The organism is Aurantimicrobium minutum, from assembly GCF_029892845.1.
GTDB lineage: Bacteria > Actinomycetota > Actinomycetes > Actinomycetales > Microbacteriaceae > Aurantimicrobium > Aurantimicrobium minutum_B.
The window spans coordinates 58685-84997 of record NZ_JARXVT010000003.1; the positions used below are offsets into that span (position 1 = coordinate 58685).

22 protein-coding genes are annotated in these 26313 nt (G+C 55.0%); 6 read left to right on the top strand and 16 right to left on the bottom strand.

What is annotated here, in order from left to right:
- The 12 genes from murC to M2118_RS04910 form a co-directional block, all read right to left on the bottom strand.
- Positions 1-1398, bottom strand: a complete 1398-nt coding sequence (gene murC, locus M2118_RS04855) for a UDP-N-acetylmuramate--L-alanine ligase (protein WP_432418378.1) — start codon at positions 1396-1398, stop codon at positions 1-3.
- 66 nt (positions 1399-1464) lie between these two features.
- A complete protein-coding gene (locus M2118_RS04860; RefSeq protein WP_280794814.1) occupies positions 1465-2547 on the bottom strand; it encodes a UDP-N-acetylglucosamine--N-acetylmuramyl-(pentapeptide) pyrophosphoryl-undecaprenol N-acetylglucosamine transferase in 1083 nt (360 codons plus the stop codon).
- Positions 2544-3878 (bottom strand): peptidoglycan glycosyltransferase FtsW, encoded by a 1335-nt coding sequence (locus M2118_RS04865; RefSeq protein ID WP_280794815.1) that lies wholly within the window; start codon positions 3876-3878, stop codon positions 2544-2546. The genes M2118_RS04860 and M2118_RS04865 overlap by 4 nt, the downstream gene beginning before the upstream one ends.
- A complete protein-coding gene (gene murD, locus M2118_RS04870) occupies positions 3853-5352 on the bottom strand; it encodes a UDP-N-acetylmuramoyl-L-alanine--D-glutamate ligase (protein WP_280794816.1) in 1500 nt (499 codons plus the stop codon). The genes M2118_RS04865 and murD overlap by 26 nt, the downstream gene beginning before the upstream one ends.
- Before the next feature lie 10 nt (positions 5353-5362).
- A complete protein-coding gene (gene mraY / locus M2118_RS04875; RefSeq protein WP_280794817.1) occupies positions 5363-6457 on the bottom strand; it encodes a phospho-N-acetylmuramoyl-pentapeptide-transferase in 1095 nt (364 codons plus the stop codon).
- The gene (locus M2118_RS04880) at positions 6454-7860 is read right to left on the bottom strand and encodes a UDP-N-acetylmuramoyl-tripeptide--D-alanyl-D-alanine ligase (RefSeq protein WP_280794818.1); all 1407 of its coding nucleotides are present in this window, start codon (positions 7858-7860) and stop codon (positions 6454-6456) included. The genes mraY and M2118_RS04880 overlap by 4 nt, the downstream gene beginning before the upstream one ends.
- Positions 7857-9431, bottom strand: a complete 1575-nt coding sequence (locus M2118_RS04885) for a Mur ligase family protein (protein ID WP_280794819.1) — start codon at positions 9429-9431, stop codon at positions 7857-7859. The genes M2118_RS04880 and M2118_RS04885 overlap by 4 nt, the downstream gene beginning before the upstream one ends.
- Before the next feature lie 42 nt (positions 9432-9473).
- Positions 9474-11246 (bottom strand): peptidoglycan D,D-transpeptidase FtsI family protein, encoded by a 1773-nt coding sequence (locus tag M2118_RS04890; RefSeq protein WP_280794820.1) that lies wholly within the window; start codon positions 11244-11246, stop codon positions 9474-9476.
- 48 nt (positions 11247-11294) lie between these two features.
- Positions 11295-12026, bottom strand: coding sequence for a hypothetical protein (locus M2118_RS04895; RefSeq protein ID WP_280794821.1), 732 nt, complete (start codon positions 12024-12026; stop codon positions 11295-11297).
- Positions 12023-12976, bottom strand: coding sequence for a 16S rRNA (cytosine(1402)-N(4))-methyltransferase RsmH (gene rsmH, locus M2118_RS04900; protein ID WP_280794822.1), 954 nt, complete (start codon positions 12974-12976; stop codon positions 12023-12025). The genes M2118_RS04895 and rsmH overlap by 4 nt, the downstream gene beginning before the upstream one ends.
- A 104-nt stretch (positions 12977-13080) precedes the next feature.
- Positions 13081-13512, bottom strand: coding sequence for a division/cell wall cluster transcriptional repressor MraZ (gene mraZ, locus M2118_RS04905; RefSeq protein ID WP_110234855.1), 432 nt, complete (start codon positions 13510-13512; stop codon positions 13081-13083).
- A gap of 231 nt (positions 13513-13743) precedes the next feature.
- Positions 13744-14100, bottom strand: a complete 357-nt coding sequence (locus M2118_RS04910) for a DUF3040 domain-containing protein (RefSeq protein ID WP_280794823.1) — start codon at positions 14098-14100, stop codon at positions 13744-13746.
- A gap of 79 nt (positions 14101-14179) precedes the next feature.
- Here M2118_RS04910 and M2118_RS04915 point away from each other — a divergent pair, with 79 nt between their 5' ends.
- Positions 14180-15259, top strand: a complete 1080-nt coding sequence (locus M2118_RS04915) for a polyprenyl synthetase family protein (protein WP_280794824.1) — start codon at positions 14180-14182, stop codon at positions 15257-15259.
- Positions 15260-15268: 9 nt separating this feature from the next.
- Here M2118_RS04915 and M2118_RS04920 read toward each other — a convergent pair whose 3' ends face one another.
- The gene (locus tag M2118_RS04920; RefSeq protein WP_348519956.1) at positions 15269-15613 is read right to left on the bottom strand and encodes an Rv2175c family DNA-binding protein; all 345 of its coding nucleotides are present in this window, start codon (positions 15611-15613) and stop codon (positions 15269-15271) included.
- 134 nt (positions 15614-15747) lie between these two features.
- Here M2118_RS04920 and M2118_RS04925 point away from each other — a divergent pair, with 134 nt between their 5' ends.
- Entirely contained in the window at positions 15748-16359 is a 612-nt protein-coding gene (locus tag M2118_RS04925) for a LysM peptidoglycan-binding domain-containing protein (RefSeq protein WP_280794825.1), read from the top strand.
- Positions 16360-16411: 52 nt separating this feature from the next.
- Positions 16412-18316 (top strand): Stk1 family PASTA domain-containing Ser/Thr kinase, encoded by a 1905-nt coding sequence (gene pknB / locus M2118_RS04930; protein ID WP_280794826.1) that lies wholly within the window; start codon positions 16412-16414, stop codon positions 18314-18316.
- A gap of 18 nt (positions 18317-18334) precedes the next feature.
- Here the strand turns inward: pknB and leuS are convergent, their stop codons facing one another.
- A complete protein-coding gene (gene leuS, locus M2118_RS04935) occupies positions 18335-20854 on the bottom strand; it encodes a leucine--tRNA ligase (protein WP_280794827.1) in 2520 nt (839 codons plus the stop codon).
- A gap of 4 nt (positions 20855-20858) precedes the next feature.
- Positions 20859-22220, bottom strand: coding sequence for an anthranilate synthase component I family protein (locus M2118_RS04940; protein WP_280794828.1), 1362 nt, complete (start codon positions 22218-22220; stop codon positions 20859-20861).
- Positions 22221-22237: 17 nt separating this feature from the next.
- Between M2118_RS04940 and M2118_RS04945 the strand changes: the two genes are divergently transcribed.
- From M2118_RS04945 to M2118_RS04955, 3 genes are read left to right on the top strand one after another with little or no spacing between them, the layout of a single operon-like run.
- A complete protein-coding gene (locus tag M2118_RS04945; protein ID WP_280794829.1) occupies positions 22238-23005 on the top strand; it encodes an aminotransferase class IV in 768 nt (255 codons plus the stop codon).
- On the top strand, positions 23005-23688 hold the full coding sequence (locus M2118_RS04950) for a DedA family protein (protein ID WP_280794830.1): 684 nt from the start codon (positions 23005-23007) through the stop codon (positions 23686-23688). The genes M2118_RS04945 and M2118_RS04950 overlap by 1 nt, the downstream gene beginning before the upstream one ends.
- Positions 23689-23699: 11 nt before the next feature.
- Positions 23700-24773, top strand: coding sequence for an App1 family protein (locus M2118_RS04955; RefSeq protein WP_432418382.1), 1074 nt, complete (start codon positions 23700-23702; stop codon positions 24771-24773).
- Here the strand turns inward: M2118_RS04955 and hflX are convergent, their stop codons facing one another.
- Positions 24774-26288, bottom strand: a complete 1515-nt coding sequence (hflX, locus tag M2118_RS04960) for a GTPase HflX (protein WP_280794832.1) — start codon at positions 26286-26288, stop codon at positions 24774-24776. It abuts the gene before it with no gap.
- Between the last annotated feature and the right edge of the window lie 25 nt (positions 26289-26313).

Genomic DNA, 26313 nt, shown 5'->3' on the forward strand with positions numbered 1-26313 from the left:
CTACTCAGTAGCTTCGAGGGAAGCAAGGATTTGAGGAATGATGCGATACACATCTCCGCAGCCCAAAGTAATGACAAAGTCACCAGGCTGAGCAATGGAGGCGATGTGCTCGGCGGCGGCTTGCCAGTCCGCAATGAAAGCGACCTTGGATTGGTCGGCAAATTTCTCCGAGACCAACGCACCGGTCACACCGGGTACTGGATCTTCACGAGCGCCGTACACATCCAACACAACGGTGAGATCAGCATCGTTTTCCAGGGTGTGAGCGAACTCACCACAGAAATGCTGGGTGCGGCTATACAAGTGCGGCTGGTGAACAGCAATCACACGGCCCTCACCCACCACAGTGCGTGCAGCGGTCAATACCGCGTTCACTTCGGTGTGGTGGTGCGCGTAATCGTCATAGACGCTCACCCCACGACGGATGCCGTGGAGTTCGAAACGACGTTCAGTACCACCGAATTCAGAAATGCCCGCAAGCGCAGAGGCAGCATCGAAACCAAGACCAACCAGGGTCGCAAAAGCACCGGCAGCGTTGAGGGCATTGTGACGGCCAGGGACCTTGAGCTGGGCAGTGTATTTTGTGCCCAGATACTCAATCGTGAGGGTCGCTCCCCCCGTTGTGGTGTCGATGTGAGCTAGGCGAACATCGGCATCCTTCGCTTCACCAAAAGTCAGCACACGAGGACCGCTGATTTTCTTGGTCACCCGGACAGCACCGGGATCATCGCTTGAGATGACAACAAGTTCTGTGGCAGCCGAAGCAAAGTCGACAAAAGCCTGATCGAATGCTTCGAGTGAACCGTAGTGATCGAGGTGGTCCGCATCCACGTTCGTCACCAAAGCCACCGCGGTGTCATAAAGAAGGAATGAGCCGTCAGACTCATCGGCTTCCACGACGAACAGCTCCCCTTCGCCATAGGCCGAGCTCAGGCCATATGCCTGGACTACACCACCGTTGACAAAGCTGGGATCTGCGCCGAGTTCACGTAATCCGGTGACGATCATGCCGGTGGAGGTTGTCTTGCCATGTGCTCCGGCAACGGAGACGAGGCGTGAGCCTCGGGTGATCCATTCCAATGCTTGTGAGCGATGGAGAATCGTGAGTCCTCGCTCCTGGGCCAGGACATACTCTGGGTTGTCCTGCCACAAAGCACCGGTCACAACCAACGTCTGGGCATCGCCCAAATTCGCTGCGTCATGACCGATATGAACGGTCACTCCTAAATCTTGTAAAGCGTGAATGTTGTTCGAGTCGCGCACATCTGAACCGGTCACGGTGATGCCTTTGGCAAGAAAAAGGCGAGCAATACCACTCATGCCCGAGCCACCGATGCCCACCATGTGAACGGTGCCCAAATTATCTGGGGCAATAACGATGGGGTCTGGCTTGATCACGGGCGAGCTTTCTTCTCACGGGCAGCAAAAAGCCACCGACTTCCGTTATAACTCAGAAAGCTGTGACTACACCGATGACAGGGCGGCATCGATGAGATTCATCATGCGGGCAGTGCCATCTCGCATTCCGACGGTGGCAGCACGTGTGCCCATGATCTCTAGGGCAGCTTCATCCCGTAACAGCGGAATGAGAGTGGATGTAACCCATGCGGGTGTGAAGTCTTGATCAGCGACCATCACGCCACCTCCGGCCTTCACAACCCCTGCTGCGTTGAAGCGCTGCTCACCATTACCGACGGGATACGGGACATACACAGCGGGGATACCGAGAGCAGAGAGTTCGGACACGGTCGCAGATCCAGCGCGTGAGACGACCAAGTTGGCCGCAGCGAGGGCCAGATCCATCCGATCGCAATAATCCAGAGCCACATAACCTGACAGGGTCGGAATACTCTCAGGCTTGTTCTGTCCGACAATGTGCAGAACTTGGTAGCCAGCAGCCACAATGTCTGCAGCGGAGTTGGCAATCGTCGTGTTGATCGAGCGGGCACCCTGGGAACCACTGGTCACCATGACGACGGGACGATGAACATCTAGCCCGAAGTGAGCACGGGCAGCGGCTCGAACAGCAGGGATATCGAGCGTCTCGATTTCTTTACGAAGTGGCGTGCCCACCGTCACTGCATGAGGCAATGGCGTTCCAGCAAAAGTCACCCCGACATAGGGTGTGCGCAGGGCGCCCCACCGATTAGCCAAACCAGGTTTTGCATTGGCCTCATGGATAACGAAAGGAACGCCGGCTTTGCGAGCTGCGGCATATGCCGGCGCTGCACTGTAACCACCAACTCCGACGACAACATCAACCTTGCGCTCGGATATCAACGCGGTAATGGTCGACACTGCTGTGGGCCAGCCTGCGATGAAATTTCGTGAGGAAGCCACCAGTCCCCTGATGCGAGGAAAAGGAATCCGCGGAATAGTGACCAATTCATAACCCCGGGCCGGAACCAACGTTGCTTCAAGCCCCTCAGCTGTTCCCACACACACAATCTGCGCTTGAGGATCGCGCAGGCGAATTTCATCAGCCATCGCCAACATGGGATTCACGTGGCCGGCTGTTCCACCACCAGCGAGAAGATAACTGGTCATCGAGTACGAGCTTGCTGTGTTTGCCTCGCTCGCGCTTGAGGTCTGGGCTGTGGACGTGAACGCTGACGTTTGACTGGTTTCTCTTCCTTCGTGAAGGACAAGACCACGCCAATTGCTAATAGCGACATGATCAGCGCTGAACCACCTGAGCTCAAGAGGGGAAGCGGAACACCCAGCACGGGCAAGACGCCCAATACAACGCCGATGTTGACGAAAGCCTGACCCACGATCCAAATCATGATTCCGCCGGTGACAATGCGAACAAGGGGGTCATTAGCCATGCGGATAATCCGGATAAAGGCCACGGCCAAGGTTACGAACAATCCGATGACAACCAAGCACCCGATCATGCCGAGTTCTTCCCCAATGATGGCGAAAATGTAGTCGTTATCTGCCGCAGGAAGCCATGACCACTTCGCTTTGGATTGGCCGAGACCCACACCAAAAACACCACCGTTGGCCAGTGCCCACTTTCCGTGAAGGGGCTGCCAACACGCATTGGTGTAGTCGGTGCAGTTCTCGTTCAAGAACGAGAGAATTCGTGCCATGCGGTTGGGGCTGATGATTGCCAGAACAATAACACCTGCGGCGCCAGCGATCATGGGCCACACAATCATGCGGGTTGCAACACCAGAGAAAGCCAAGCACGCCACGATAATGGCGAAAATGATGATGGCCGTTCCCAAGTCCTGACCAGCGAGAACCACAACCAGTGCCGCATAAACCGGAATCAGTGCGCTAAAGATGCGGTAGCTGTATGGACCCACTCTCTTGATGATGAGCGGGAGATTCACGCCAAGCCAGACCGCGATGGTCAGCTTGATCATCTCGGAGGGCTGGAATTGCACACCGATATCGAGCCAGTTACGGTTACCACCGGATTCAACACCCAACGGCGTGAATACCAGGAGCTGCAGACCAATTGTGGAATACAGCGCAATGTTGGCCCACTTGCGATAGAAAACGAGGGGCAAACGACTAATGCCCAGCATCACAGGTAGTGCGATGACGGCAGCACCTGCTTGCGTCAAGAAACCAACGAAGAAACCACCGCTTTGCAAGAACGAGTCCACTGCTGAGGCAGAGAGCACCATGATCAAACCCAGGATCACAGTGAACAATGTCACCCCGGCAAGAAGATAGAAGTTGGGCGACTCGGCCCGGAACGCAGTTCCCAGCTGAAAGCGGGTAGCAAGTCCGCCAGAGCGTGACGCCGAGGACGAGCTGGGTTGTGCTGCGCGACCAGTTGTTCTCCCGGGTGAACCAGGAGCGGAGCTGCGAGGAGCAGAAGCCGGTCTGCGAGTGTTATTCGTGCGAGGCGGAGTCGCCATCCGCCTCACCTCCAACTTTGTTTCGAACTGCTTGAGCGAAAAGGCGTCCTCGCTCGGCATAATCAGTGAATTGATCCATCGAAGCTGCAGCTGGAGCCAATAACACCACGTCACCGCTGTGGGCTAAGTCTGCGGCCAAGTTCACGGCATGAACCATGACATGACTAGTGTCATCCGCCTCAACCTCGAGCACGGTGACCCCGGGCGCGTGTCGCTCGAATGCCGCTGTGACAGGTTCACGGTCAACGCCGATGATCACAGCACCTCGCAAGCGATGAGCATGACGAGAAACGAGCTCATCAATGTTGACGCCCTTGAGTAAACCGCCCACAATCCACACGATGGACTGGTTGGCAGTCAAGGAAGCATCTGCTGCGTGAGGGTTTGTTGCTTTAGAGTCGTCGATCCAAGTGATATCTCCCACCGAAGCAACAACTTCGTTGCGGTGTGAATCCAAGCTGAACGTCTTCAGGGCCTCATAGATTGCCTCTGTAGGTGCACCGAAAGATCGTGCCAGCGCACTGGCAGCAAGTATGTTGGCCACGATGTGAGGAGCAGCTAAGCCCCGCTCTTCCAGGTCGCGGATGGTGGTGATTTCCAGAGCAGTGGAGTGGCGGTCATCCAGGAAGGCACGGTCACACAAGATGCCATCGACGACACCCAGGTCACTCTTACCCGGTGCCCCCAAATCGAACCCGATAGCTCGGGCTCCCTCCATCACGTCAGCGTTTTCCACCATGCGTTCAGTGAGCTTGTCTGCTTTGTTATAAACACACGCAACCTGAGTGTTTTCAAAAATCTTGGCCTTGGCAGCAACATAGGCTTCAAAAGATCCGTGCCAGTCCAGGTGGTCATCGGCGATGTTGAGCACAGCTGCTGAATAGGGATAGACACCGGTCATCCAGTGCAGTTGATAACTGGAGAGCTCCACCACAAAGACATCGAAACCTTGAGGATCACGAACCGCGTCAAGGACTGGAACACCGATGTTCCCACAGGGGGCAACGCGGAACCCAGCTGCGGCGAGCATGGCTGCAGTGAGCTGAACAGTCGTGGTTTTTCCATTGGTTCCGGTAACCATCAGCCATTGTGCTGTATTGACTTTGTCCCGCACACGCCAAGCAAGTTCAATGTCTCCCCAAATTGGGATGTTGCGTTCTGCCGCCCAGAGGAGAATCTTGTGATCAGGGTGATAGCCGGGTGAGACCACAATCAACTCTGGAGCAAACTCGATCAGTTCATGAGGAACATCTTCCCCACTTCGCTCTTGCACGTAGGTTGCACCGATGACATCCACCATGGTGATGCGCAGTTCTTCCGCACCAGCAGCGACCACCATGACCTGCGCGCCCAACTCGGCGAGAGTATCCACGACAGAGAATCCGGTGACTCCGAGACCCAAAACACCAACACGCAGCCCTGACCAGTCGGCATGCCAACTTGTCAGAACAGAGAGATCGCGAGGCGAAGCCATGAGGATCCGACTAGCGGGTGAGCCACTCGAGGTAGAACATGCCCACACCCGTGATAACGAACAGTGCCGAGATAATCCAGAAGCGGACCACAACGGTCACTTCAGCCCAGCCCTTGAGCTCAAAGTGGTGGTGAATAGGTGACATCAGGAAGATGCGCTTACCCTTTGTCAGCTTGAAATAGCCGCGCTGAACGATAACCGAGCCCGTGTCGATGACGAACAGACCTGCAAGAACAACAAGAAGAAGTTCGGTCTGGCTGAGGATAGCCAGGGCAGCTAGTGCACCACCGAGAGCCATAGAGCCAGTGTCTCCCAGGAAGATTTGTGCAGGTGACGTGTTCCACCACAGGAACCCAATCAAACCGCCCACGATGGCGGCAGCAACGATGGCGAGATCCAGAGGATCGCGCACGTCATAACACTTGTACGCAACCTGAGGGTCGAGACGACCACTGAAGCAGGACTGGTTCTGCTGCCAGAAATTGATAATGACAAAGGAACCAATAGTGAAGATCGATGCACCTGTTGCGAGGCCATCAAGACCGTCGGTGAGGTTCACGGCGTTGGAGGTACTGGTCACGATCAAGATAATCCAGACCAGGAAAGCTGCGATAGCCAGTCCCCCACCGAGCACCGCAAAGTTGAAGTGAGTGTTTCGGATGAAAGAAATACTCATTGACGCTGGCGTGACACCGTTTTCGTCGGGGAAGTTGATTGCAAGCAACGCGAAGACAACAGCAACGATTACTTGTCCGAAAACCTTGGGCCAGCCAGAGAGTCCCAGGGAACGCTGCTTGTGGGTCTTGATGAAGTCATCAACGAAGCCCACCAGACCTAGGCCCGTCATGAGGAAAAGCACCAAGATGGCAGGAAGTTCGATGGTGGAGCCGGTGAGAAGAGAAGCCAAGAAGTAGGACAAGATGACGCCCACAACGACGACGATGCCGCCCATGGTGGGTGTGCCCTTTTTCGCGTGGTGAGCGTCGGGGCCGCCATCACTAATGAATTGGCCCCAGCCAACGCGACGGAAGATTCGGATGAAGACTGGAGTCATCAACAATGTGAAGAGCAGCGAGAGCGCGCCGGCGAGAAGTAGGGTACTCACGCGTATGCCTCTCCTAGTCGATCGCCAAGGAACCGGAGCTTCGCCGAGTTCGACGATTTCACCAGAACGATGTCACCTGCAGTAATCAGGCTCGATAGGTAATCGTAAGCCTCATCTGGGGTCGAGTAGAACTTCGACTCACCGTCCCAAGAACCCTCGTTGATCGCAGAAATATGGAGTCTGCGTGCACCATCGCCAACAACAACAAGTTGGTCAATACCGAGGCGAACAATCAACAGTGCGAGATTGTCTTGTTCTTCACCGGCATATTCGCCCAGCTCAGCCATTTCTCCCAGAACAGCAATGGTTCGATTCTCGGGACCAGCAACCTGACGCAATGTCTTCAATGCGGCAGCCATGGAGTCAGGGCTGGCGTTATACGCGTCATTGATGACCGTCACACCGTTTCCACCCATCAGTTCCATCCGCCAGTGTTCAGCGCGGGTTACTGATTGCAAAGACGAGACGATGAGGTCTAGATCGAAGCCCAATTCCAGAGCAACTGCTGCGGCAGCGGCAGCATTCATGGCGTGATGCTCCCCCAACACTTTGAAGCTCACATGTGCGTGCCCAACGGGGGTGTGCAATTCAAATTCAGTTCCGGAAATGGAGGAAACGATGTCCGAGACCCTCACATCAGCAGAAGGGTTGTGACCAAAGGTGATCACCTTGCCGGGGGCAGCAGATTCCATGGACATCACGCGGGGGTCATCGATGTTCAGGATGGTGACGCCCTCTGAGCCCAGGGATTCAACGAGCTCACGCTTGGATTCAACCGTGACGTCAACCCCACCAAATTCTCCAGCGTGGGCCAAGCCGACCATGAGCACAACCGCGATATCAGGCTGAACCATGCCTGTCAGGCGAGAAATATGCCCCTTGCCACTGGCGCCCAGTTCGAGGACGAGATAGCGAGTATCTTCGGTGATCTTCAACATAGTGATGGGTGCGCCCACCTCGTTGTTGAAAGAGTCACGAGGAAAAACTGTGAGTCCCACCTGCTCACACATCGTGGCCACAAGATTCTTGGTGGTGGTTTTCCCGTTGGAGCCGGTGATGCCCACAACCGTGAGTTGTCCTGCAGCTCTCACTCGTGCCACAACCTCTGTTGCCAACGCCCCCATAGCCACGACGGTATCTGGAACAACAATCTGTGGGGCTGCGATATCAACCTCGTGATCGACGATCACCACGGCAGCACCGTTCTCAACCGCTGCAGGAACAAACAAGTGACCGTCGGTGAACTCTCCTGGCTTTGCCACAAAAATATCTCCGGGAGTAATCAGACGTGAATCAGTGTCGGTCAAACCCGTGACTGCTGTTTCTGCCGTCGCGCCAGAAGAACCCAACACCAGTGTTCCGGACATGGTCGCAGCAATATCTGCCAAGGTCATCGAAATCATGACGTGTGGTCCCCTCGAGGTGAATAGCCTGCCTCGCGCAGAGCACTGTGTATTTCTTCACGGAAGTTGAAGGGAATACTTCCGCTGGCAACTTCTTGCTCAACTTCGTGCCCAGGTCCGGCATAAACAATGGCATCCCCGGCACCAGCTTCAGAAATAGCTCGCGCAATAGCGCTGCGCACGTCGCCTTCTTCAATGATCAGAGCGGTTGAATGGGCAGACTCTGCCCCCTCACGAAGTGCGCTCCGAATCATTGCTGGATCTTCTGAGCGTGGGTGATAATCAGTGATCACGACAACATCAGCACCAGTGGCGGCAATCTTTCCCATGGCAGGACGTTTGGTGGTGTCTCGATCGCCATCGGCACCAAAGAGGAACACCACCTTGCCAGTGGTGACTGCTCGGACAGCTGTCAACAAGCTAGTAAATGCTTCCGGGGTGTGGCCGTAATCAAGATAGAAAACAGGACCTTCATCACCAGAGACAATTTCGGTGCGACCAGGAACCACAACGTCGATCTGCCCAGTTGCACTGAGGGCATGTGCAATGTGTTCAAGATCAAAGCCGGACTCCACCAGTATGACAATGGCCAATGCTGCATTGGAAGCCATAAAACTGCCCAGGAGCGGGACGGAGGTGGTGAGTTCTCGTCCGTCGGGCCCTTGCAGGACAAAAGAGGTTGCTCGCTGAGTTTGGGACGTAACCGTCATCTTCCAGTGTGCTGTTTCCCAGCCCACTGAATTAGGAATCGTTGCCAACGTGGTGATGGGGATATGCGTTTCACCAGCAAGGCGAACACCCCACTGATCATCCACGGTGATGACACCCCTGCTGGCCACATCTGAGCTAAAGAGTTGCGCCTTTGCTGCGTAATAATCTTCAAAGTCTGCGTAATCATCGAGGTGATCGTGGCTGAGGTTGGTGAAGCCAACCACGTCGAAATAAATTCCGTCTACGCGATGACGGGTCATCGCCTGTGCAGAAACCTCGAGGCACACTGCACGAACAGACGACTCACGCATTCGGGCGAGCAGAGCGTGAACCTCAGTGGATTCTGGGGTGGTGAGGCCACTGATCATGGCCACATCACCTATGCGGCGCTCCGCAGTAGAACTGAGCCCGCTCTTGAGCCCAAGTTGGCTCAGCAGCGCGGACAGGATGTAGACCACGGAAGTCTTACCGTTCGTTCCGGTCACACCAAAGACAGTGGCATCAACTTCTTGGGTGCGATAAATCCAGGATGCAATGTGGCCGAGGGATTCACGAACCTTTGACACAACAACAATGGGGATGCCGCAGCCCTGAGCAATCTCTGAGCCTGCAGCATCGGTGAGAAGGGCAACAGCACCTGCCGCAATTGCTGAATCCACAAAGCTGGCACCGTGAACCTTGGCACCGGGCATACCCACAAAGATGTCGCCGGGGCGCACATCCTTCGTGGTGAGAGTAATTCCCGTGACCTCGAGGTCATCCAGGGAATCGGTAGAGGTCAGTCCAAGTTCTGTAACGAGTCCCGCCAGCGCTCGAGGCTGGGGATGCTCAGGCCTTAAGGACCCAACAAAAGCACCCACGCGAGCACCACCTTTCCTTGCCTCAAGTCTAAGACCGTTCAGCTATTGGAAGCGGATTGGGAAGTCCGGTGCTTCACCCTGTGATGGCTTGATGCGGTAACGCTTGATGACCTGTTGCTCAATTGCCTTGAATACAGGAGGACAGACCATCGAAGTGAACGTAATCTTCGGTTCAGCAATTACAACCGTAATGATGTATTGCGGGTCATCAGCAGGAACCATTCCCATGTTGGAAACAACATATTCAGCCTTATATCCACCCGCGCCATCGGGCTGCTGTGCAGTACCCGTCTTCATCGCAACTCGGTATCCAGGAACAGTAACTTCCTTGGTAATCCATCCCTTAGTCACGAAGTTTTCCATCATTCCGATCACAGTTTTCGCTGATTCTGGCTTGATCACTTGAGTAGTTTCAAGAACATCGGGCTTCACCACTGTTCCATCTGGCAAAGTGCAACTCTCCACCAAAGTGGCAGGGATGAGCTTTCCATTGTTAGCGATGGCTTGATAGGCACTCGACATCTGAATCGCGGTAGTTGCAACACCCTGACCGAAGGTGACGGTGTAGTGGGTCTGGTTATCCCACGCATCAGAGGAGGCCAAAATACCTGCGGATTCCGCAGGATATCCGGCAGCAGAAACGGAAGACAAGCCAAACTTCAACATGTAGTCATAACGCTGATCCGGTGCCAATGTGTCACCGAGCTGGGACATTCCCACGTTAGAAGACTGTTCCAAAACTCCGGTCAAGGTAAGCGGCAAAGTTCCGTGCATCACGGCATCTGTCACTTCAGCACCATTGGGGAATTTCATGTAATAGGGATCCCAGACTTGAGTTTCTGGGGTGGCCAATCCGGTATCAATCAACATTGATGCCGTGATGGGCTTCATGGTTGAACCGGGCTCATAAGGGCTCATGAACGCGCGAGAACCACGGTTGGAATCATCGGTGGCATCAACGTTGTTGGGATCAAGTGTTGGGTAATCCGCTACTGCAAGAAGCTTGCCTGTCTTGGCCTCTTGGACAACAGCGATACCCCACTCTGCCGAGTACTTGTCTACTTGTTTAGCGAGGGACTGCTGAACAAACCACTGCAGATCTGAATCAATAGTGAGCTTCAGAGTGCCACCGTTCTGGCTTTTCACACTGGTGACAGTGCTGCCGGGGATCCTGACACCATCAGCACCTCGCTGGTACATCTCTTCGCCGTTGACGCCAGCAACACAGCTGTCCCAACCCGATTCAATGCCGGCCTGGGCCGAACCATCTGCTCCAACGAATCCGAGCAAGTTACCTGCCACAGCACCGTTGGGATAGGTGCGACCAGGTGCCTGTTCATAGAACAACCACGGGATTTCGAGCGCGTTGAGTGCCCTGAAGGTGTCTACATCAACAGCCTTCTTGATGTAGGCAAAGTCTGATTTGGGGTTTTCTGCCAGGGCATCAGCAATGATTTTGAGAATTTCTTCAGGCTTCTGCCCCGTCAATGTGCCAATCTCAATGGCAGCTTGCTGCGGAGTGATGGTCACTTCAGAGCGGTCAGTTTGGCGTAAGAAATCTTTGGCGTTCTTTGGTGAGACAGTGACGTTGTACCGCATCACACTGTCTGCAAGAACAGTTCCGTTCTTATCCGTGATCTGACCACGCTTGGAATACACCGTGGTAGGAATAGAACGTTTATCAACTGACTGCTGGGTCAGTGCCGCAGCCTGAATAACTTGGATATCTATCAGTCGGATGACAAAAACTGCGACTAAGAAAACCACAAACGCCAGCACAAGAGTTGCGCGGAATTTGACCGGGTTGGTTCTCACACAAGTTCCTTATAACTGCTGGCGTGGAGCGGAGCTTTCAGCCCACACTTAGCGCGTAGCGACACCAGGAAGGCCGTTGGTCAAAGCTACCGGCCCAGCTGGAACAGCTGCGGCAGGCGCGCTGTCAGTCACTGGAGCGGTCTTGGCGGCTTCAGCAGCTGCCTTCTTTGCGGCTGCTGCCTTTGCTTCTGATTCCTTCTGGGTAACCAGAGTCACACCGGTCAGGAGAGAGTTAGGAACAGCTCCTTCAGCGCCTGCGATCAATCCAGAAGTGGCAGATGCGGGCTCAGGAGTTCCCAGGACTGCGCCATCAGACAAACGCAGGTAGACGGGGGTGCTGTTGTTGACCATGCCCAGGGCTTCAGCATTTGCTGCCAGGTTCTGTGGTGAAGACAAGCGGTCCAGATCCTGGTTCATGGTCTGGTAGCTGCGGCCAAGCTCTTTGTTCGACTGCTGCATGGCAGCAATTTCGTAGGCGCCCGACGCGACAGCAACAGAGAGAAGCAGGTTCGAAATGATGATTCCGAAAATGACACCCACGGTGACAATTGCATAAAAAACCTTGGGACGAGCTTTGCGCTGTGCACGAGTTGCTACAACCTGAATGGATGGACGCCACGCAGTTGCCTTGTTCAGTGAGGTACGCGCTTTGAGTGCGAGATTGCCCTGAATGGTGGGAGATGATCCTCGCTGGGGTGCTGAAGGACGAGCGGAAGGCTTCGTTGCCATCTGTGGTCGAACCTGGGGACGTGAGATACGCGATGCGTTCAGGGAACTCATGCAGCCTCCTTGATTCGTTCGGCTGCACGGAGACGAACAGGTGTTGCACGAGGGTTACGTGCCTTTTCTTCGTCGCTGGCCAGTTCTGCACCACGAACGAGAAGTTTGAGTTCAGGCTTGAACTGCTCCAGCTCTACGGGAAGCCCCACAGGAGCTGACGAAGCAGCACCTGTCTGCAGGAATCCCTTGACAATGCGGTCTTCGAGCGACTGGTAAGACATGACCACGATTCGACCGCCCACGGCCAGTGTGCTCAGTGCTGCAGGGATAGCTGTTTCGAGTACAGAGAGCTCCTGGTTCACCTCGATACGAAGTGCCTGAAAGACGCGCTTGGCGGGGTGACCCGAGTGAGACAAAGCTGCAGGTGTAGCCACGGTGAGAATGTGCACCAGCTGGCCCGAGCGGATAATGGGCTCAACCGCGCGGTTGGTCACAATTGCTTTGGCGTAACGCGCAGAGAGTTTCTCATCCCCGTACTTGTGGAAGATGTTGCGCAGTTCGTGTTCGCTGTAGGTCGCAATGACATCAGCCGCGGTGATTCCCTCGGTCTGGTTCATGCGCATGTCCAGCGGTGCATCCTGCGAATAAGCGAATCCGCGCTCTGCCCGATCTAGCTGAAGTGAGGAGACGCCAAGATCAAACAGAATTCCGTCAACGGAAGAGATGCCCAAACCTTCGAGTGCATCCGCAATTCCGTCATAGACGGTGTGAACCAGGTGAACACGATCACCGAAGCGAGCTAGACGCTCACCGGCAATGGCCAGAGCGTCGGTGTCGCGGTCCAAGCCCACCAAGGTGAGTTCGGGGAAACGAGTCAAGAATGCCTCTGAGTGGCCGCCCATACCGAGCGTTGCATCAACAAGCACTGCTCCTGGTTTCTCGAGCGCAGGAGCAAGGAGCTCTACACAGCGTTCGAGGAGTACGGGGGTGTGAATGTCGTTGAGTGCCATATCGATTCTGGAACGAAGGCCCTAGATTCTGATCCCCATCCAGGTCAACCTGCTTCCGGGGAAGTGGAGTCAGGGTGCACAGGCTGGGAGTCAGAACCTACGGACTAGAAAAGTCCAGGAATCACCTCCTCCGTGGTGTTGGAGAAGGCTTCTTCGTTGGCAGCGAGGTAGGTGTTCCAAGCCTCGGTGTCCCAAATCTCAACGCGGTTACCTGCACCAATGACGGTGAGGTCGCGATCCAGACCTGCATACTGACGCAGGTTGGCGGGGAGCGTGATGCGGTTCTGGCTGTCTGGAGTTTCTGAACTAGCTCCGGAGAGGAATACACGCAGGAAATCACGAGCTGACTTGCTGGTGACCGGCGCCTGGCGGATTTTCTCGTGCAGGTCGTTGAACTCTGCAGCACTAAAGACGTAAAGGCAGTTCTCTTGACCGCGGGTCACAACAATGCCTTCAGCTAATTCATTGCGGAATTTAGCAGGCAGGATGACGCGTCCCTTGTCATCGAGCTTGGGTGAGTGGGTTCCTAAGAACATCTGCGTCACCCCCTTTCACAACCGGCCTTGTTGGTAATATCTCCACTTTACTCCACTTCCAGCCACAAGTGTTAAAAATTACCCACATTTTTGGCACGGCGTGTCGAGTTATCCGCTAATTTACAGGGTTTAAGTAGGTGGAGGGAAATGGAGCAATAGGGATTAACTTGGATCGGTTTGGGCGCACAAAAAAACCGCCCCGAAAGGCGGTTGTGGTGAGGGGCTTCCTACTTAGAGTCGGCCACCATCGCGCTCATCCCAGCGCTGTTCCATGCGCTGCATGAATGAACTTCCCGTTGAACGTGGCTTCTTGTCACTCGGCGAAGCTGGTGCGCCTGGCTTAGCAGCAACCAATACTCCAACAAACATCAGGGCAAAGCCAGCGATACCGATGGCAATCATCTGGGTCATGACACCAGCAAGCAGACCGCCCAAACCGGCGAGCGCGAGGATGACACCCAGCACGATGGCGCGGTAATTAGGGCGAGGCATTCCGACGAAAGCGGTCGAGGTGACATCAGCATCGTGACCATAGAGATTACGTTCCATCTCATCAAGGAGACGCTGTTCATGCTCGGACAGTGGCATGTGCTTCCTCCTTGGGTTTTGATGATGTGAAGTGCTCGAAGTCCCAGTGTACCTGCGCTGGCCTAGATAGGCTAGGCGCATGCGTGACCAAGACACATGGGTTGAACGAGTAAACACTCGCGTGGACCAGTTCATCACGGACCATGAGTCCATTGTGCGCGAAGTTTCCCCCGATTTGGAACCCTTCCTGCAGTTTTCACGGGAGTTTCTCAGCGGTGGAAAACGTTTCCGTGCCCGCTGTGCTCTGCTGGGTTATGGCACACAGCATGAGTCCACCCCCGATCACGTCATCGATGTTGCGAGCGCGTTAGAGATATTCCACGCAGCTGCTCTGGTCCACGACGACATTATGGACAAGTCAGATACTCGCCGTGGCGCCCCCTCGGCTCACCGCCGCTTTGAAAAGCTTCACCGCGAGTCAGGCTGGGCCGGCACTAGTGAAGACTTTGGCACTTCCTCTGCACTTCTCTTCGGTGATCTTCTCCTCGCGTTCAGCGATGAGTTGTTCTCTACCGGCATTGCCGCAGAGACCAACCGACCTGCTGTTCGTGCTTCACGTATTGAGTTCGACCGTATGCGCATTGATGTGACTGCTGGTCAATATCTCGACATTGTCGAAGAACGAGCGTGGCCCGTCATTGACAAGTTGGATGCCCTCACCCGCGCTCAACGCGTTGTCGTCTACAAGTCCGCGAAGTACTCCATCGAGGCTCCGCTGGTTATTGGCGCTGCCCTGGGTGGGGCAACACCCGAACAGTTGGAGTCTCTTCGAGCAATTGGGCTCCCCCTGGGTATTGCTTTCCAACTTCGTGATGACTTATTGGGCGTCTTTGGTGACCCAGCAGTAACGGGCAAACCAGCGGGTGATGATCTACGCGAAGGCAAGCGAACAGTGTTGATCGCTCTCGCACAACAAGAACTTTCTGCTACTGCGATTCGCCTGATGGATGAACTTCTAGGCGATTCGAGTCTTGATGATGCTCAAATCTCCATGCTGCAAGCAACCCTGACCAACACGGGCGCAGTCGACAAGCTGGAACAGGTTATTGAAGAGCAGGTCGTTCTTGCTCAACGCGCTATAGCGACCGCAGGCTTCAGCGACATTGCGACCCAAGGCCTCACTCAGCTAGCTGCGCTGGTATCCCAGCGAGCTGCGTAGAAAGCTTATTTAGAGCAGGGCCTGTGCGATACGTCGCACTTCTGCTTTGCGCCCTGCCTTGAGCGCATCAACTGGAGATGCTTTCAGGCTCTCTTCCTCAGCAATGAGCCAGCCCACCAGTTCATTACCTTCGAAACCGACGTCCTTCAGTAACACGATTGTTCCCTGGAGGGCCTGAAGCGGCTCACCATCATGGATGAAGTCAGCAGGAACTTTGAGGACACCATCAACACGCGCTGCGGCGAGAACGTTGTCCTCAATGAGTCGACGAACTTGGCTCTGGTTGAGTCCAAGCACCTCCATGAGATCGGGAATCGTCAACCACTGGGTCTGGGGTGTTTTTGCGTTAGCCACGAGATAAGCGTGCCACAGGTGGGAGCCTGGCGCGAACACAGAGGAAAACAGCGACACGCCGAATTCACTCCACGTTAACCTTCAAGCTGAGGTAGAGACTAAGCAAATCTTTTAATGGGGAGAGGAGTGCGCACATGTCCGGTCGAACCTATCGATCCACCCACGAGGCACTCTCTTCTGCAACCCCTCTGAAACCGCGCAAAATAAAGAAAATCGCGGCCATTCCGGTTGCCCTTGCTGCTGTTACAAGCATGATCTTCACCGCACAGTCGGCTTCTGCAGATCAGCTTCCCAAGATTGAAAAGCTTCCCAAAGCTAATGCGGAAAATTCTCCGACGATTGCGTCCTCTTCTTACAACTCCACTGCCCCACTGCGTGCTGACAAGTACACCGTCGCAGCGGGTGACACCCTGCGAAGTATTGCTCAGCTCCATGGTATCTCCTCTGCAGAACTGCTCGCTGCAAACGGTTTGAGCTGGAAAACCATGATGTTTGCTGGCCAGCAACTCAATATTCCCGCCTCCACCAGCGGCACTGAATCAGCTGAAGTGGGCGAAAGTATTACTCGACACAATGTTGCATCAGGCGAAACCTTGGAAGCCATTGCACGCAGCTATGGTGTGCAGCCACGCGCCATCATGACCGCTAATGGTCTTGACCGTTCCAGCCGTTTAGTTGTTGGTCAACGACTCGTTATTCCAGACGCAGGTCTGATGAGCAGCATGCCTGCTGTTGCCAGCGCGTAAAACGCCGGTGTTTCTCAGCGTTTTGCCCACCTGCCTTACATAGACTCACGTTGTGACTACTGCGCCCGAAGACCCCATGATCGGTCGTCTTATCGACGGCAGATATCAGGTCAAGTCACGAATTGCTCGTGGTGGCATGGCGACGGTCTACCTCGCCACAGATTTGCGCCTGGAACGCCGCGTCGCGGTCAAGATTATGCACGGCCACTTGGCAGATGACAGCGCCTTCAAAGCACGCTTCGTGCAAGAGGCCCGCTCTGCAGCTCGCCTGGCTCACCCCAACGTGGTCAATGTGTTCGACCAGGGTCAAGATTCCGACATGGCTTACCTTGTCATGGAGTACCTCCCCGGCATCACCCTGCGTGATCTGCTCAAGGACTACGGCAAGCTCACCCCGGAACAGACCGTGGACATCATGGATGCTGTGCTGCAGGGCCTTGCCGCTGCTCACGAATCCGGCATTGTTCACCGTGACTTGAAGCCTGAGAATGTTCTTCTGGCAGATGATGGTCGCATCAAGCTGGGTGACTTTGGCCTTGCTCGCGCCACCACAGCAAATACTGCGTCAGGCCAGGCCCTGCTCGGCACGATTGCCTACCTCTCCCCTGAGCTCCTGACTCGTGGCGTTGCCGATGCCCGAAGCGACATCTATGCCATTGGCATCATGATGTATGAAATGCTCACCGGTGAGCAGCCATTCAAGGGTGAACAGCCCATGGCTGTTGCCTATCAGCACGCCAATGACAAGGTTCCGGCTCCCTCTGCTTCTAACCCTGCCATCCCCGTTGAACTGGACGAGATCGTCGAATGGGCAACCACGCGTTCCCCCGATGGTCGACCTGAGAATGCAGGGATTCTGCTGGATAAACTCCTCCAGGCAGAGAAGGTCATTCGCTCAGGTTCGAGCTACCAAGATCTCTCCACACAGCAGACCATGGTTATGCCTGCTGGCATGCTCATCGGCTCCGACGATGAGACCAAGGCTTTTGGTACTGGGGCACTTGCGGGGCTCAACCGCAAGCTTCCTATTGATAACCCTGTTGCTGCTCTGAAAGAAATTTCTTCCACCCGACGTAGCCGTGGGTTCTGGATATTTGGAATCACTATCGTCCTCGCTGTTCTCGGAGCAACCGCAGGCTGGTTCTTTAGCTCGGGTCCAGGATCGCTTGCCACCATTCCTGCAACAGCAGGCATGGCTCCGGCAGATGCTCAAGCCATCATTGAGAAAGCAGGCTTCACTGCCAAGGTTGTGGAGACGAACGATGCCACTGTGGCTGTGGGCAAGGTCATCGAAACCGACCCCAAGGGTGGCAGTTCCGTCACCCGCGGTGCAACGGTCAAGATCCTGGTTTCCCTCGGCCCCAAGATTGTGGATACTCCTGCTTTTCCCGGCATGACCGAAGCAGACGCCAAGAAAAAGGCTCAAGACTTAGGCTTCAAGCTCAAGGACCCCTCACAACAGTTCTCAGCTGATGTTGCAAAGGGTTCTGTCATTGCAGCTGTTGATGGCAAGGGCGCTCCACTCCCCGCAAAGTATCCTGTGGGCGGCGAAGTTCAGTTCGTTGTTTCCTTAGGGGCAATTCCACCCGTTGAGGGTTTGAGCGTTGCAGATGCCACCAAAGCATTGACAGATGCTGGTCTTGTCGTTGGCGCTACCAATGAAGAATTCAGCGACGTTGCCAAGGGAACTGTTCTTTCCCTTGCTGTCCCTGAGGGCGTTGTGACAAAGGGAACTAACGTCACTCTTGTCGTGTCTAAGGGCCCAGACCTCGTAACCGTTCCCAATGTAGTTGGAAAGTCTATTAAGGACGCCATCGCAGTTCTGGAAGCTGCTGGATTCGGGTTCTCAACTGAGGTTGATCAGGAACTGTGGGATGCCAAGGCCGTTCGAAGTCAGAACCCTGCAGGTGACAGCCAAGCGAAACGTGGCGCCGTCGTCACCATCTCTAACCGCTAAAGCGGCGGAGATTATTCGCTAAGCCGAAGGCTTAGTTGCAATGCTGACGATCTTGGGTGCGCGCACAATCACGTTCACGATCTCGCGACCTTCGAGCGCTCGAACTACACCTGCAAGTTCACGTGCCTGAGCCTCTAGATCTGCCTCGGCAATATCGGGAGCGACGTCAAGACGGTCTCTCACCTTGCCATCAACCTGAACAACGCAGGTGACGGAATCCTGAACGAGCAAGGCAGGGTCAGCAGCAGGCCACACAGCGTGAGCTACTGCAGGCTGGTGGCCCAGAGCTGACCACATGTCTTCTGCAGTGTAGGGAGCGTAGAGGTCCAGCATCATGGCAATGGTCTCTGCCGACTCGCGCACAGCAGGATCTGCAGCACCAACACCGGAGTCAATAGCCTTACGGGTCACATTCACGTGTTCCATCAGGCGTGCGACAAGAACGTTGAACTTGAAGCTTTCGATCAGTCCAGGCGCTTCAGCGAGCAAGTGATGTGTTGCCTTGCGCAGAGCCTTATCTCCCCCGGTAAAGTCAACTCCAGGTGCACTGGAGACGTCCTGGGCAATACGCCACGCACGAGCCAAGAAGCGGTTGCTTGCTGCAGGTGACACGTCAGCCCAGTCAATGTCGTCCTCAGGAGGACCAGCAAAGGCCATCGTCAAGCGCACAGCGTCAACACCGTGCTCTTCGAGCTGTTCAGAGAGCTTCACAATGTTGCCCTTGGACTTGCTCATTGCAGAGCCTTCCATGAGCACCATTCCCTGGTTGAGCAGGTTGGTGAAGGGTTCTTCAAAGTCAATAAAGCCGAGGTCAAAGAGAACCTTGGTGATGAAGCGGGCATAGAGCAGGTGAAGAATGGCGTGAGTCACGCCACCGACATACTGGTCAACCGGAGCCCACTTCTTCGCTTCTGCAGGATCAAAGGCCTGAGTGTCATCATTCGGAGACAGGAAGCGCAAGAAATACCATGAGCTGTCCACGAAAGTGTCCATGGTGTCGGGGTCGCGTCGTGCTGGGCTGCCATCAATAGGGTTGGGCACATTGACCCAGTCCTCTGCAGCACCCAGGGGTGATGAGCCCTTGGGCTGCAGGTTCAGCCCCTCTGTGGGAGGAAGTACAACTGGAAGCTGGTCTTCAGGAACGGGGATCTCTGTTCCATCTTCGGCGTGGATGATCGGGATGGGAGTTCCCCAGTAACGCTGACGTGAAATCAACCAGTCGCGCAGACGGAAGTTCTTCGCTGCCTTACCTGTGCCGCGTTCAGAAAGAATGTCGATTGCCTTGGCAATCGCGTCCTTCTTGGTCAGGCCATCGAGTTCACCAGAGTTGATGAGCTTTCCTTCGCCACCGGTGGCGATGCCGGTCACGGCAGGGTTGTTGTCGAGGACATTGCCGTCTTGGTCAACACCGGCAGGAACGTCCACCACGATCTTGATAGGCAGGTCATAGGCGCGCGCAAAGTCGAGGTCGCGCTGGTCATGAGCAGGAACGGCCATCACGGCACCGTGACCATAATCAGCGAGAACGTAGTCAGCAGCCCAGATGGGCAGACGCTCCCCGTTGACCGGATTGATCGCGTACCGACCAAGGAAGACACCTGTCTTGGGGCGATCAGTTGCCTGACGCTCGATTTCAGTGGCCTTCTGAACCTCAGTGAGGTAGTCGGTAAATGCTGCCTGAATCTCAGGAGTAGAACCGGCTGCCAGCTCGGTTGCGAGGTCAGCATCCGGAGCAACAACCATGAAGGTTGCACCATGGAGAGTGTCCGGACGCGTGGTGAAGACGGTCACGGGCTGGTCGCGGCCTTCGATGACGAAGTCAACATCTGCACCAATCGAGCGACCAATCCAGTTGCGCTGCATGGTGAGCACCTTGGCAGGCCACTGGCCTTCGAGGGTGTCGAGATCATCGAGTAGGCGGTCTGCGTAATCGGTGATGCGGAAATACCACTGGGTGAGCTTCTTCTTCACCACGATGGCGCCTGAGCGCTCCGAGGTGCCATCTGGCATGACTTGCTCGTTTGCGAGCACGGTCTGGTCTACGGGGTCCCAGTTAACCCAGCTGTCCTTGCGATAGGCCAAGCCCTTTTTATACATCTGCAGGAACAACCATTGGTTCCACTTGTAATACTCAGGGTCTGAAGTGTGAATGACACGAGACCAGTCAAAGCTCGTTGCGTAACGACGCATCGAGCGCTTCTGCTGGTCAATGTTGTCGTAGGTCCAGGTGACGGGGTTCAGCCCACGCTTGATGGCTGCGTTCTCGGCAGGAAGGCCGAAAGAGTCCCAGCCAATGGGGTGCAGAACATTGTGGTCACGGTGGCGCCAGTAACGTGCAATCACGTCGCCGAGTGCATAAGCCTCGGCGTGACCCATGTGTAGGTCACCGGAGGGGTAAGGGAACATGTCGAGGACATACTTGCGTGGACGCTCATCTGTGGGGTCGTCAGAGCGGAATGGCTGGATCTCATCCCAGATAGGAAGCCATTTTTCTTGAATTTCCGCGAAGTTATAGGTCGCGCCCTCGTTTTCAGACATCCTTCTAAGAATACTCGCTTGGTGCGACCCCTAATGCCCGCAATAAAGGCGCAACCTTCACCCAGGTTTCTTCCAGTTCTGCACGAGGTACAGAACCACTTGTAATCCCGCCACCGGTGCCGATGGATGCACCTGCGGGGGTGAGCACGATGCTTCTGATAACCATGGCCAGATTGGCAGACCCATCGATGCCGAGATAGCCGAAAGCACCGGAGTAAATGCCACGCGGCCCTTGTTCCAACCCATTCAAGATGGTCATTGCACTGAACTTGGGCGCACCGGTCATCGACCCTGCAGGGAAACAGGCTTCGAGGGCGTCAACTGCGCTTAATCCGTGAGCAAGTTCTGCAGACACTGTGGAGACCAGCTGATGCACGTGCTCGTAAGTTTCCACTTCGAGCAGAGAATCCACCCGAACGGTTCCCAGCTGGGCAACCTTCCCGACGTCGTTTCTCATCAGATCAACAATCATGAGGTTCTCTGCACGCTCTTTGTCGCTAGCCAAGAGTTCCTCGGCGAGCGCGACATCCTGCACCTGGTCGTCTCCACGCTTACGAGTTCCCTTGATGGGTTTCGTTGTGAGGTGACCATCTGCATTCACGGTGAGGAATATCTCTGGACTGCTGGAGAGCAAAGCAAGCTCATCCACGACAATCAATCCCCCGTGGTGACTGGGGTTAGCGTCGCGCAAGCGCAGATACACCTCGAGCGGATCGAAATGGCCGGCAACCTGAACTTCGTTGGTGAGGCACAACTGATAAGCATCACCTGCAGTGATGGCATCCAAACACCGTTGAACTAAGACTTGATAGTGCTCAGCCGAGTGACGCCAGCTCACCGAAGCAGAATGTGCGGGTGCTGGCGCCTGCTGCTCTGGAACTGCAGTGCCTGTCAGGAGATGCTCTATCTCTTCTTGTCTCCTATGGAGTGCATCCACATCACCCAGGACCAAAAGGTCCAGTGTTGCCAGTTGGTGGTCAAACTCAAGTGCCCAATCCACATAGACAAAAAGAGCATCCGGCGTTGTGGCATCAGCCGTGGGGACTCCTGTCGTGTGAGCTGCTAATTCATAGCCCAGCCAGCCAACCCAGCCCAGAGAAAATCCACCCTCACGGACTGCCGAGGTGTCTACCGCTGAGTCGTGCTCCAGGGAAGAACGCAGTCTCTCGAAAATAGTGACATCCCCAGCGCTGACGTTCTCACGCAATTCTTTATCTGTAGGGATCGAGATGTAGGACAGACCCGAATCGGCTTGAGGACCGGCATCTAGCCAGATTGCTCGAGAGTGACCTGCGGCGAGCGCGCCATAGACAACAGCTGGGTCTACCCACTGCGGCATCCTGATGCGCTGAACTTGCCTGGTCACCGTACTAGCCTAGGGCTGTGGATGTCTTACGTTTTCGCTGGAATGGCAGTGAACTTGTTGACGTCACTGGCGCGCCTGAAATCCCGCTCTACGTAGCTGACTCATTCCTTCTCAACGAAGGCAAAGTGGTGGGTTTTGACCGCCACCTCGTCCGCTTCACTTCTTCTGCTGAGTTTCAAGGACTGGTTCGTCCAGTTGACGACTTCCTCTCCGCAGTAACGGCTGCCTTACCTCGAACGGGCACACTGTTTCCTCGTATTGACCTCACCGAACGAGGTGAGCTTGAACTTCACCTCCGCCCAGCTCCTGAGCTGAAAGAAACCATTGTTGTGGCGACGGCAACACATGATCCTCGAGTTGAACCCAGCATTAAGGGACCGGACATTCCTGTCCTCAATGCTCTTCGGCAGGAAGCCCAGGCCCTGGGTGCTGACGATGCCGTGATTCTCGATGCACAAGGCCGCATCGTGGATGGCTCAACCACCTGTTTCGTGTGGTTTGCGGACGGCGAATTACACGTACCTCCCGCTGAGGCAATCAGGGTCGACAGTACGACCGTTGCCTCGGCACGTGAGCTAGCAGCTAAGGGTGGCATCTCAGTAACGGAAACCTGGGCAACTGCCGCAGATCTTGCAGGTGTTGAGCTGTATGCCCTCAATGCCTTGCATGGCATCAGAGCAGTCTCGAAGTGGATTGATGGCCCTGTGCTCTCAGTGAATGAGGACAGGCTCGTACATTGGCGCCAGCAATACGATCTCTTGGCACAGGAACTTCCGGAGATCTGATGAACGAGATCATCAACAACATCTTGGCAACGGTTGCCTCAGTTGACCCTGTCACGCGCACCTTGATTTCCGCGTTGTTCATCATGCTGGAAACCTCCTTCCTGGTTGGTCTGGTGATCCCCGGAGACACCGTTGTGTTGATTTCCAGCACAGCCATTACGAACCTGCAGGAATATGTGTTCATGGTGGTGATGGTCATTGTTGGCTCACTCACCGGTGAAACCATTGGGTTCTTTGTGGGCAAATTCTTTGGCCCCAAAATTCGCACCAGCTGGTTGGGAAGAAAACTAGGCCCACATCGCTGGCAGCAAGCAGAGAATTACATCGACCGCCGTGGCGGCATCGCTGTGTTCTTGAGCCGATTTCTCCCCATTTTGCATTCACTTATTCCACTCACCGTGGGCATGACGAAGATGAAGTACCGAACCTTCATTGCCTGGACTGCTGCAGCGTGCGTGATCTGGACTTTTGTCTATGTGACGCTGGCAGCTGTCCTCAAAGACCAATACGAGGCTTTCGCAGCAAAGTATGAGTGGGCAGGATTCCTCTTCATCGGCATTGTGGTTGCTTTCATCGTTGTTGTTTCTCTCATCAAGAAGCGCGTCGAGAAAACCCAAGAGAAATACATGGATGAGCCAGGGGATCACGATTCCCGCACGGTAGAGAACTCTCTGGGTTCCTAAACTCTGCCAAACTGAGTGACGTGAAGTCGACCAAACCTTCGAGTGCTGCAGAGCTGACCCAAGATGTCATGCATCGCGCAGCTCGCATTGAGGATCGCTTCCACGCCTATCGCGAGAAGCGTGCACGCAAGCGCGGCTATGCCGTCACCGTTGTGCCCTATCCCGGATACGGTTCAACTGAGTGGGTTCGTGTTCTCTCTCGTGTTCTCCTGACACGCAATCCACGTCCAGGTTCTCGTGCTGCACGCAAGATGCAGAAACGCTCAGAGAGCGTGCGAGGGTGGCGTTCATTCGTTGCTGTACCTATCAACGAGGTTTCGGTCACCATCACAATCGATGGCACACAAACAGTGGTGAAGGCAGACCGTGGCGGTGTCGTGGATGTTCAGATCCCCATGAAACTCACCCCCGGAATGCATACGGTACAGATTCAGGCCGAAGGATCTGAAGTAACCGAGTCGACCATTCATGTGATCTCTCCCCAAGTGTCTGTGGGGCTTGTCTCTGACGTGGATGACACTGTCATGGTGACTGCACTCCCCCGACCATTCCTAGCCGCCTGGAACTCTTTCGTGCTCGATGAGCACGCCCGCGTTCCCACCCCTGGCATGGCCGTTTTACTCTCACGCCTTGCATCCATCCAGAAAGATATGCCCGTGGTCTATCTCTCTACAGGTGCGTGGAATGTTGCCCCCACGCTGCGCCGTTTCTTAGGCCGCAACCTCTATCCCAAGGGAACACTGTTATTGACGGACTGGGGACCCACCCACGACCGTATGTTCCGTTCGGGTCGCGCTCACAAAGAAACACAGCTGCGTCGCTTGGCTTCTGAATTCCCCCAGATCAAATGGATTCTGGTGGGCGATGACGGCCAGCACGATGAAGCCATCTACTCAGCTTTTGAGAAAGAGCACCCACGCAGCGTCAAAGCTGTTGCTATTCGTCAGCTTTCCAATGGTGAAGCAGTTCTCGCTGGTGGACGCAAGAAAGCCGAAGAGCATATTCAGGCCGGAGATGCACCCTGGGTCTATGCACCTGACGGCGCTGGCCTGTCAGCACAGCTGACAGAGTTCAACGTTCTCTAACTAGGCAGAGACGAATTCTTCAAACTGAGGAAGGTCCGCGTGCTTCACTCGAACATGAACGCGGGTTCCCTCTTCTTCATACTCTGTGGAATCAACCACTGCCTTGGCATGAAGTGCGGAAACTACGTCCCCACGGTCATAAGGAACCAATAAGTTCAACGGAACATCTGGAGTGGGGATGCGGTCAGCAATGACCTGCAATACCTCGTCAATACCTTCGCCGGTGCGCGCCGAAACAAAGATCGCAGAAGGTTCAAGACCCCGCAACAACAGTCGAGTGTTGTCGTCGATCAAATCACTCTTGTTGAAAACAATCTGTTCAGGAATATCTGACGCATCGGCTTCACCAATCACATCTCGCACCGTGCGAATCTGAGAGGCAGGATCAGGGTGGGATGCATCGACGACGTGAACAATGAGGTCCGCGTCAGCAACCTCTTCAATGGTGGAACGGAACGCTTCCACCAATTGGTGAGGAAGATTACGCACAAACCCAACAGTGTCGACCAATGTGTAATTACGACCGTCTTCGGTCTGTGCTTGGCGCACCGTGGCATCCAGGGTGGCAAACAGAGCATTCTCAACAAGCACACCAGCACGGGTAATGCGGTTGAGTAACGAAGACTTTCCAGCATTGGTGTAACCCGTGATGGCAACGGAGGGCACTGAGTTGCGCTTGCGATTCGCTCGCTTGGTATCTCGAGCAGGCTTCATCGCCTCAATCTGCTTACGCAGTTTGGCCATGCGCGTATTGATGCGGCGACGATCAAGTTCAATCTTGGTTTCACCAGGACCACGGGAGCCCATGCCGGCACCACCACTACCCACCTGACCACCGGCCTGACGGGACATGGATTCACCCCAACCACGCAGACGGGGAAGCATGTATTGCATCTGAGCAAGCTCCACTTGGGCTTTACCCTCACGGCTCTTGGCATGCTGGCTAAAGATGTCCAAGATGACTGCGGTGCGGTCAATGACCTTGACCTTCACCTCGTCTTCCAGCGCACGGCGCTGGGAGGGGGCAAGTTCTGTATCTGCGACGACGGTGTCTGCACCAAGTGCAGCAACGAGGTCTCGTAGTTCTTGAGTCTTTCCTCGACCGAGGTAGGTTGCAGGATCCGGCATGGGACGCATTTGCATGACACCGTCAAGAACTTGAGCACCTGCCGTTTCGCACAGCGCTGCCAGTTCGCGCATCGAGTTCTCGCCGTCTTCTACCTGCCCCTTGGGATAGACCCCAATGAGGACAACGTTTTCGAGTCGAACCTGGCGATACTCAACCTCAGTAACATCTTCCAGTTCAGTGGAAAGACCCTGCACTCGACGTAAAGAAATACGGTCAGCTAAGTCCTGCTGTTCACCGTCAAAACTGCGATCATGATCTCCGGCAGATGAATCATCGAGAGCTTGCGCCCTGCCGGAAGAAAACACGGAAAGACGTGCCCGGTCTGTTTTCTCCGCAGCGCGGGAGAGAACGCGGTCAACGATATCGTCGGAGGGCTCTGTAGTCATTGCTTCAAAGATATCGCCACTTACT

Excerpts from the sequence above, each read along its gene's own strand:
- mraZ (WP_110234855.1), bottom strand. The coding sequence starts at position 13,512 with ATGTTCTTAGGAACCCACTCACCCAAGCTCGATGACAAGGGACGCGTC.
- M2118_RS04865 (WP_280794815.1), bottom strand. The coding sequence starts at position 3,878 with ATGGCGACTCCGCCTCGCACGAATAACACTCGCAGACCGGCTTCTGCT.
- M2118_RS04925 (WP_280794825.1), top strand. The coding sequence starts at position 15,748 with ATGTCCGGTCGAACCTATCGATCCACCCACGAGGCACTCTCTTCTGCA.
- M2118_RS04895 (WP_280794821.1), bottom strand. The coding sequence starts at position 12,026 with ATGAGTTCCCTGAACGCATCGCGTATCTCACGTCCCCAGGTTCGACCA.
- M2118_RS04910 (WP_280794823.1), bottom strand. The coding sequence starts at position 14,100 with ATGCCACTGTCCGAGCATGAACAGCGTCTCCTTGATGAGATGGAACGT.
- M2118_RS04950 (WP_280794830.1), top strand. The coding sequence starts at position 23,005 with ATGAACGAGATCATCAACAACATCTTGGCAACGGTTGCCTCAGTTGAC.
- rsmH (WP_280794822.1), bottom strand. The coding sequence starts at position 12,976 with ATGGCACTCAACGACATTCACACCCCCGTACTCCTCGAACGCTGTGTA.
- murD (WP_280794816.1), bottom strand. The coding sequence starts at position 5,352 with ATGGCTTCGCCTCGCGATCTCTCTGTTCTGACAAGTTGGCATGCCGAC.
- M2118_RS04915 (WP_280794824.1), top strand. The coding sequence starts at position 14,180 with ATGCGTGACCAAGACACATGGGTTGAACGAGTAAACACTCGCGTGGAC.
- leuS (WP_280794827.1), bottom strand. The coding sequence starts at position 20,854 with ATGTCTGAAAACGAGGGCGCGACCTATAACTTCGCGGAAATTCAAGAA.
- hflX (WP_280794832.1), bottom strand. The coding sequence starts at position 26,288 with ATGACTACAGAGCCCTCCGACGATATCGTTGACCGCGTTCTCTCCCGC.
- M2118_RS04880 (WP_280794818.1), bottom strand. The coding sequence starts at position 7,860 with ATGATTTCGATGACCTTGGCAGATATTGCTGCGACCATGTCCGGAACA.
- M2118_RS04860 (WP_280794814.1), bottom strand. The coding sequence starts at position 2,547 with ATGACCAGTTATCTTCTCGCTGGTGGTGGAACAGCCGGCCACGTGAAT.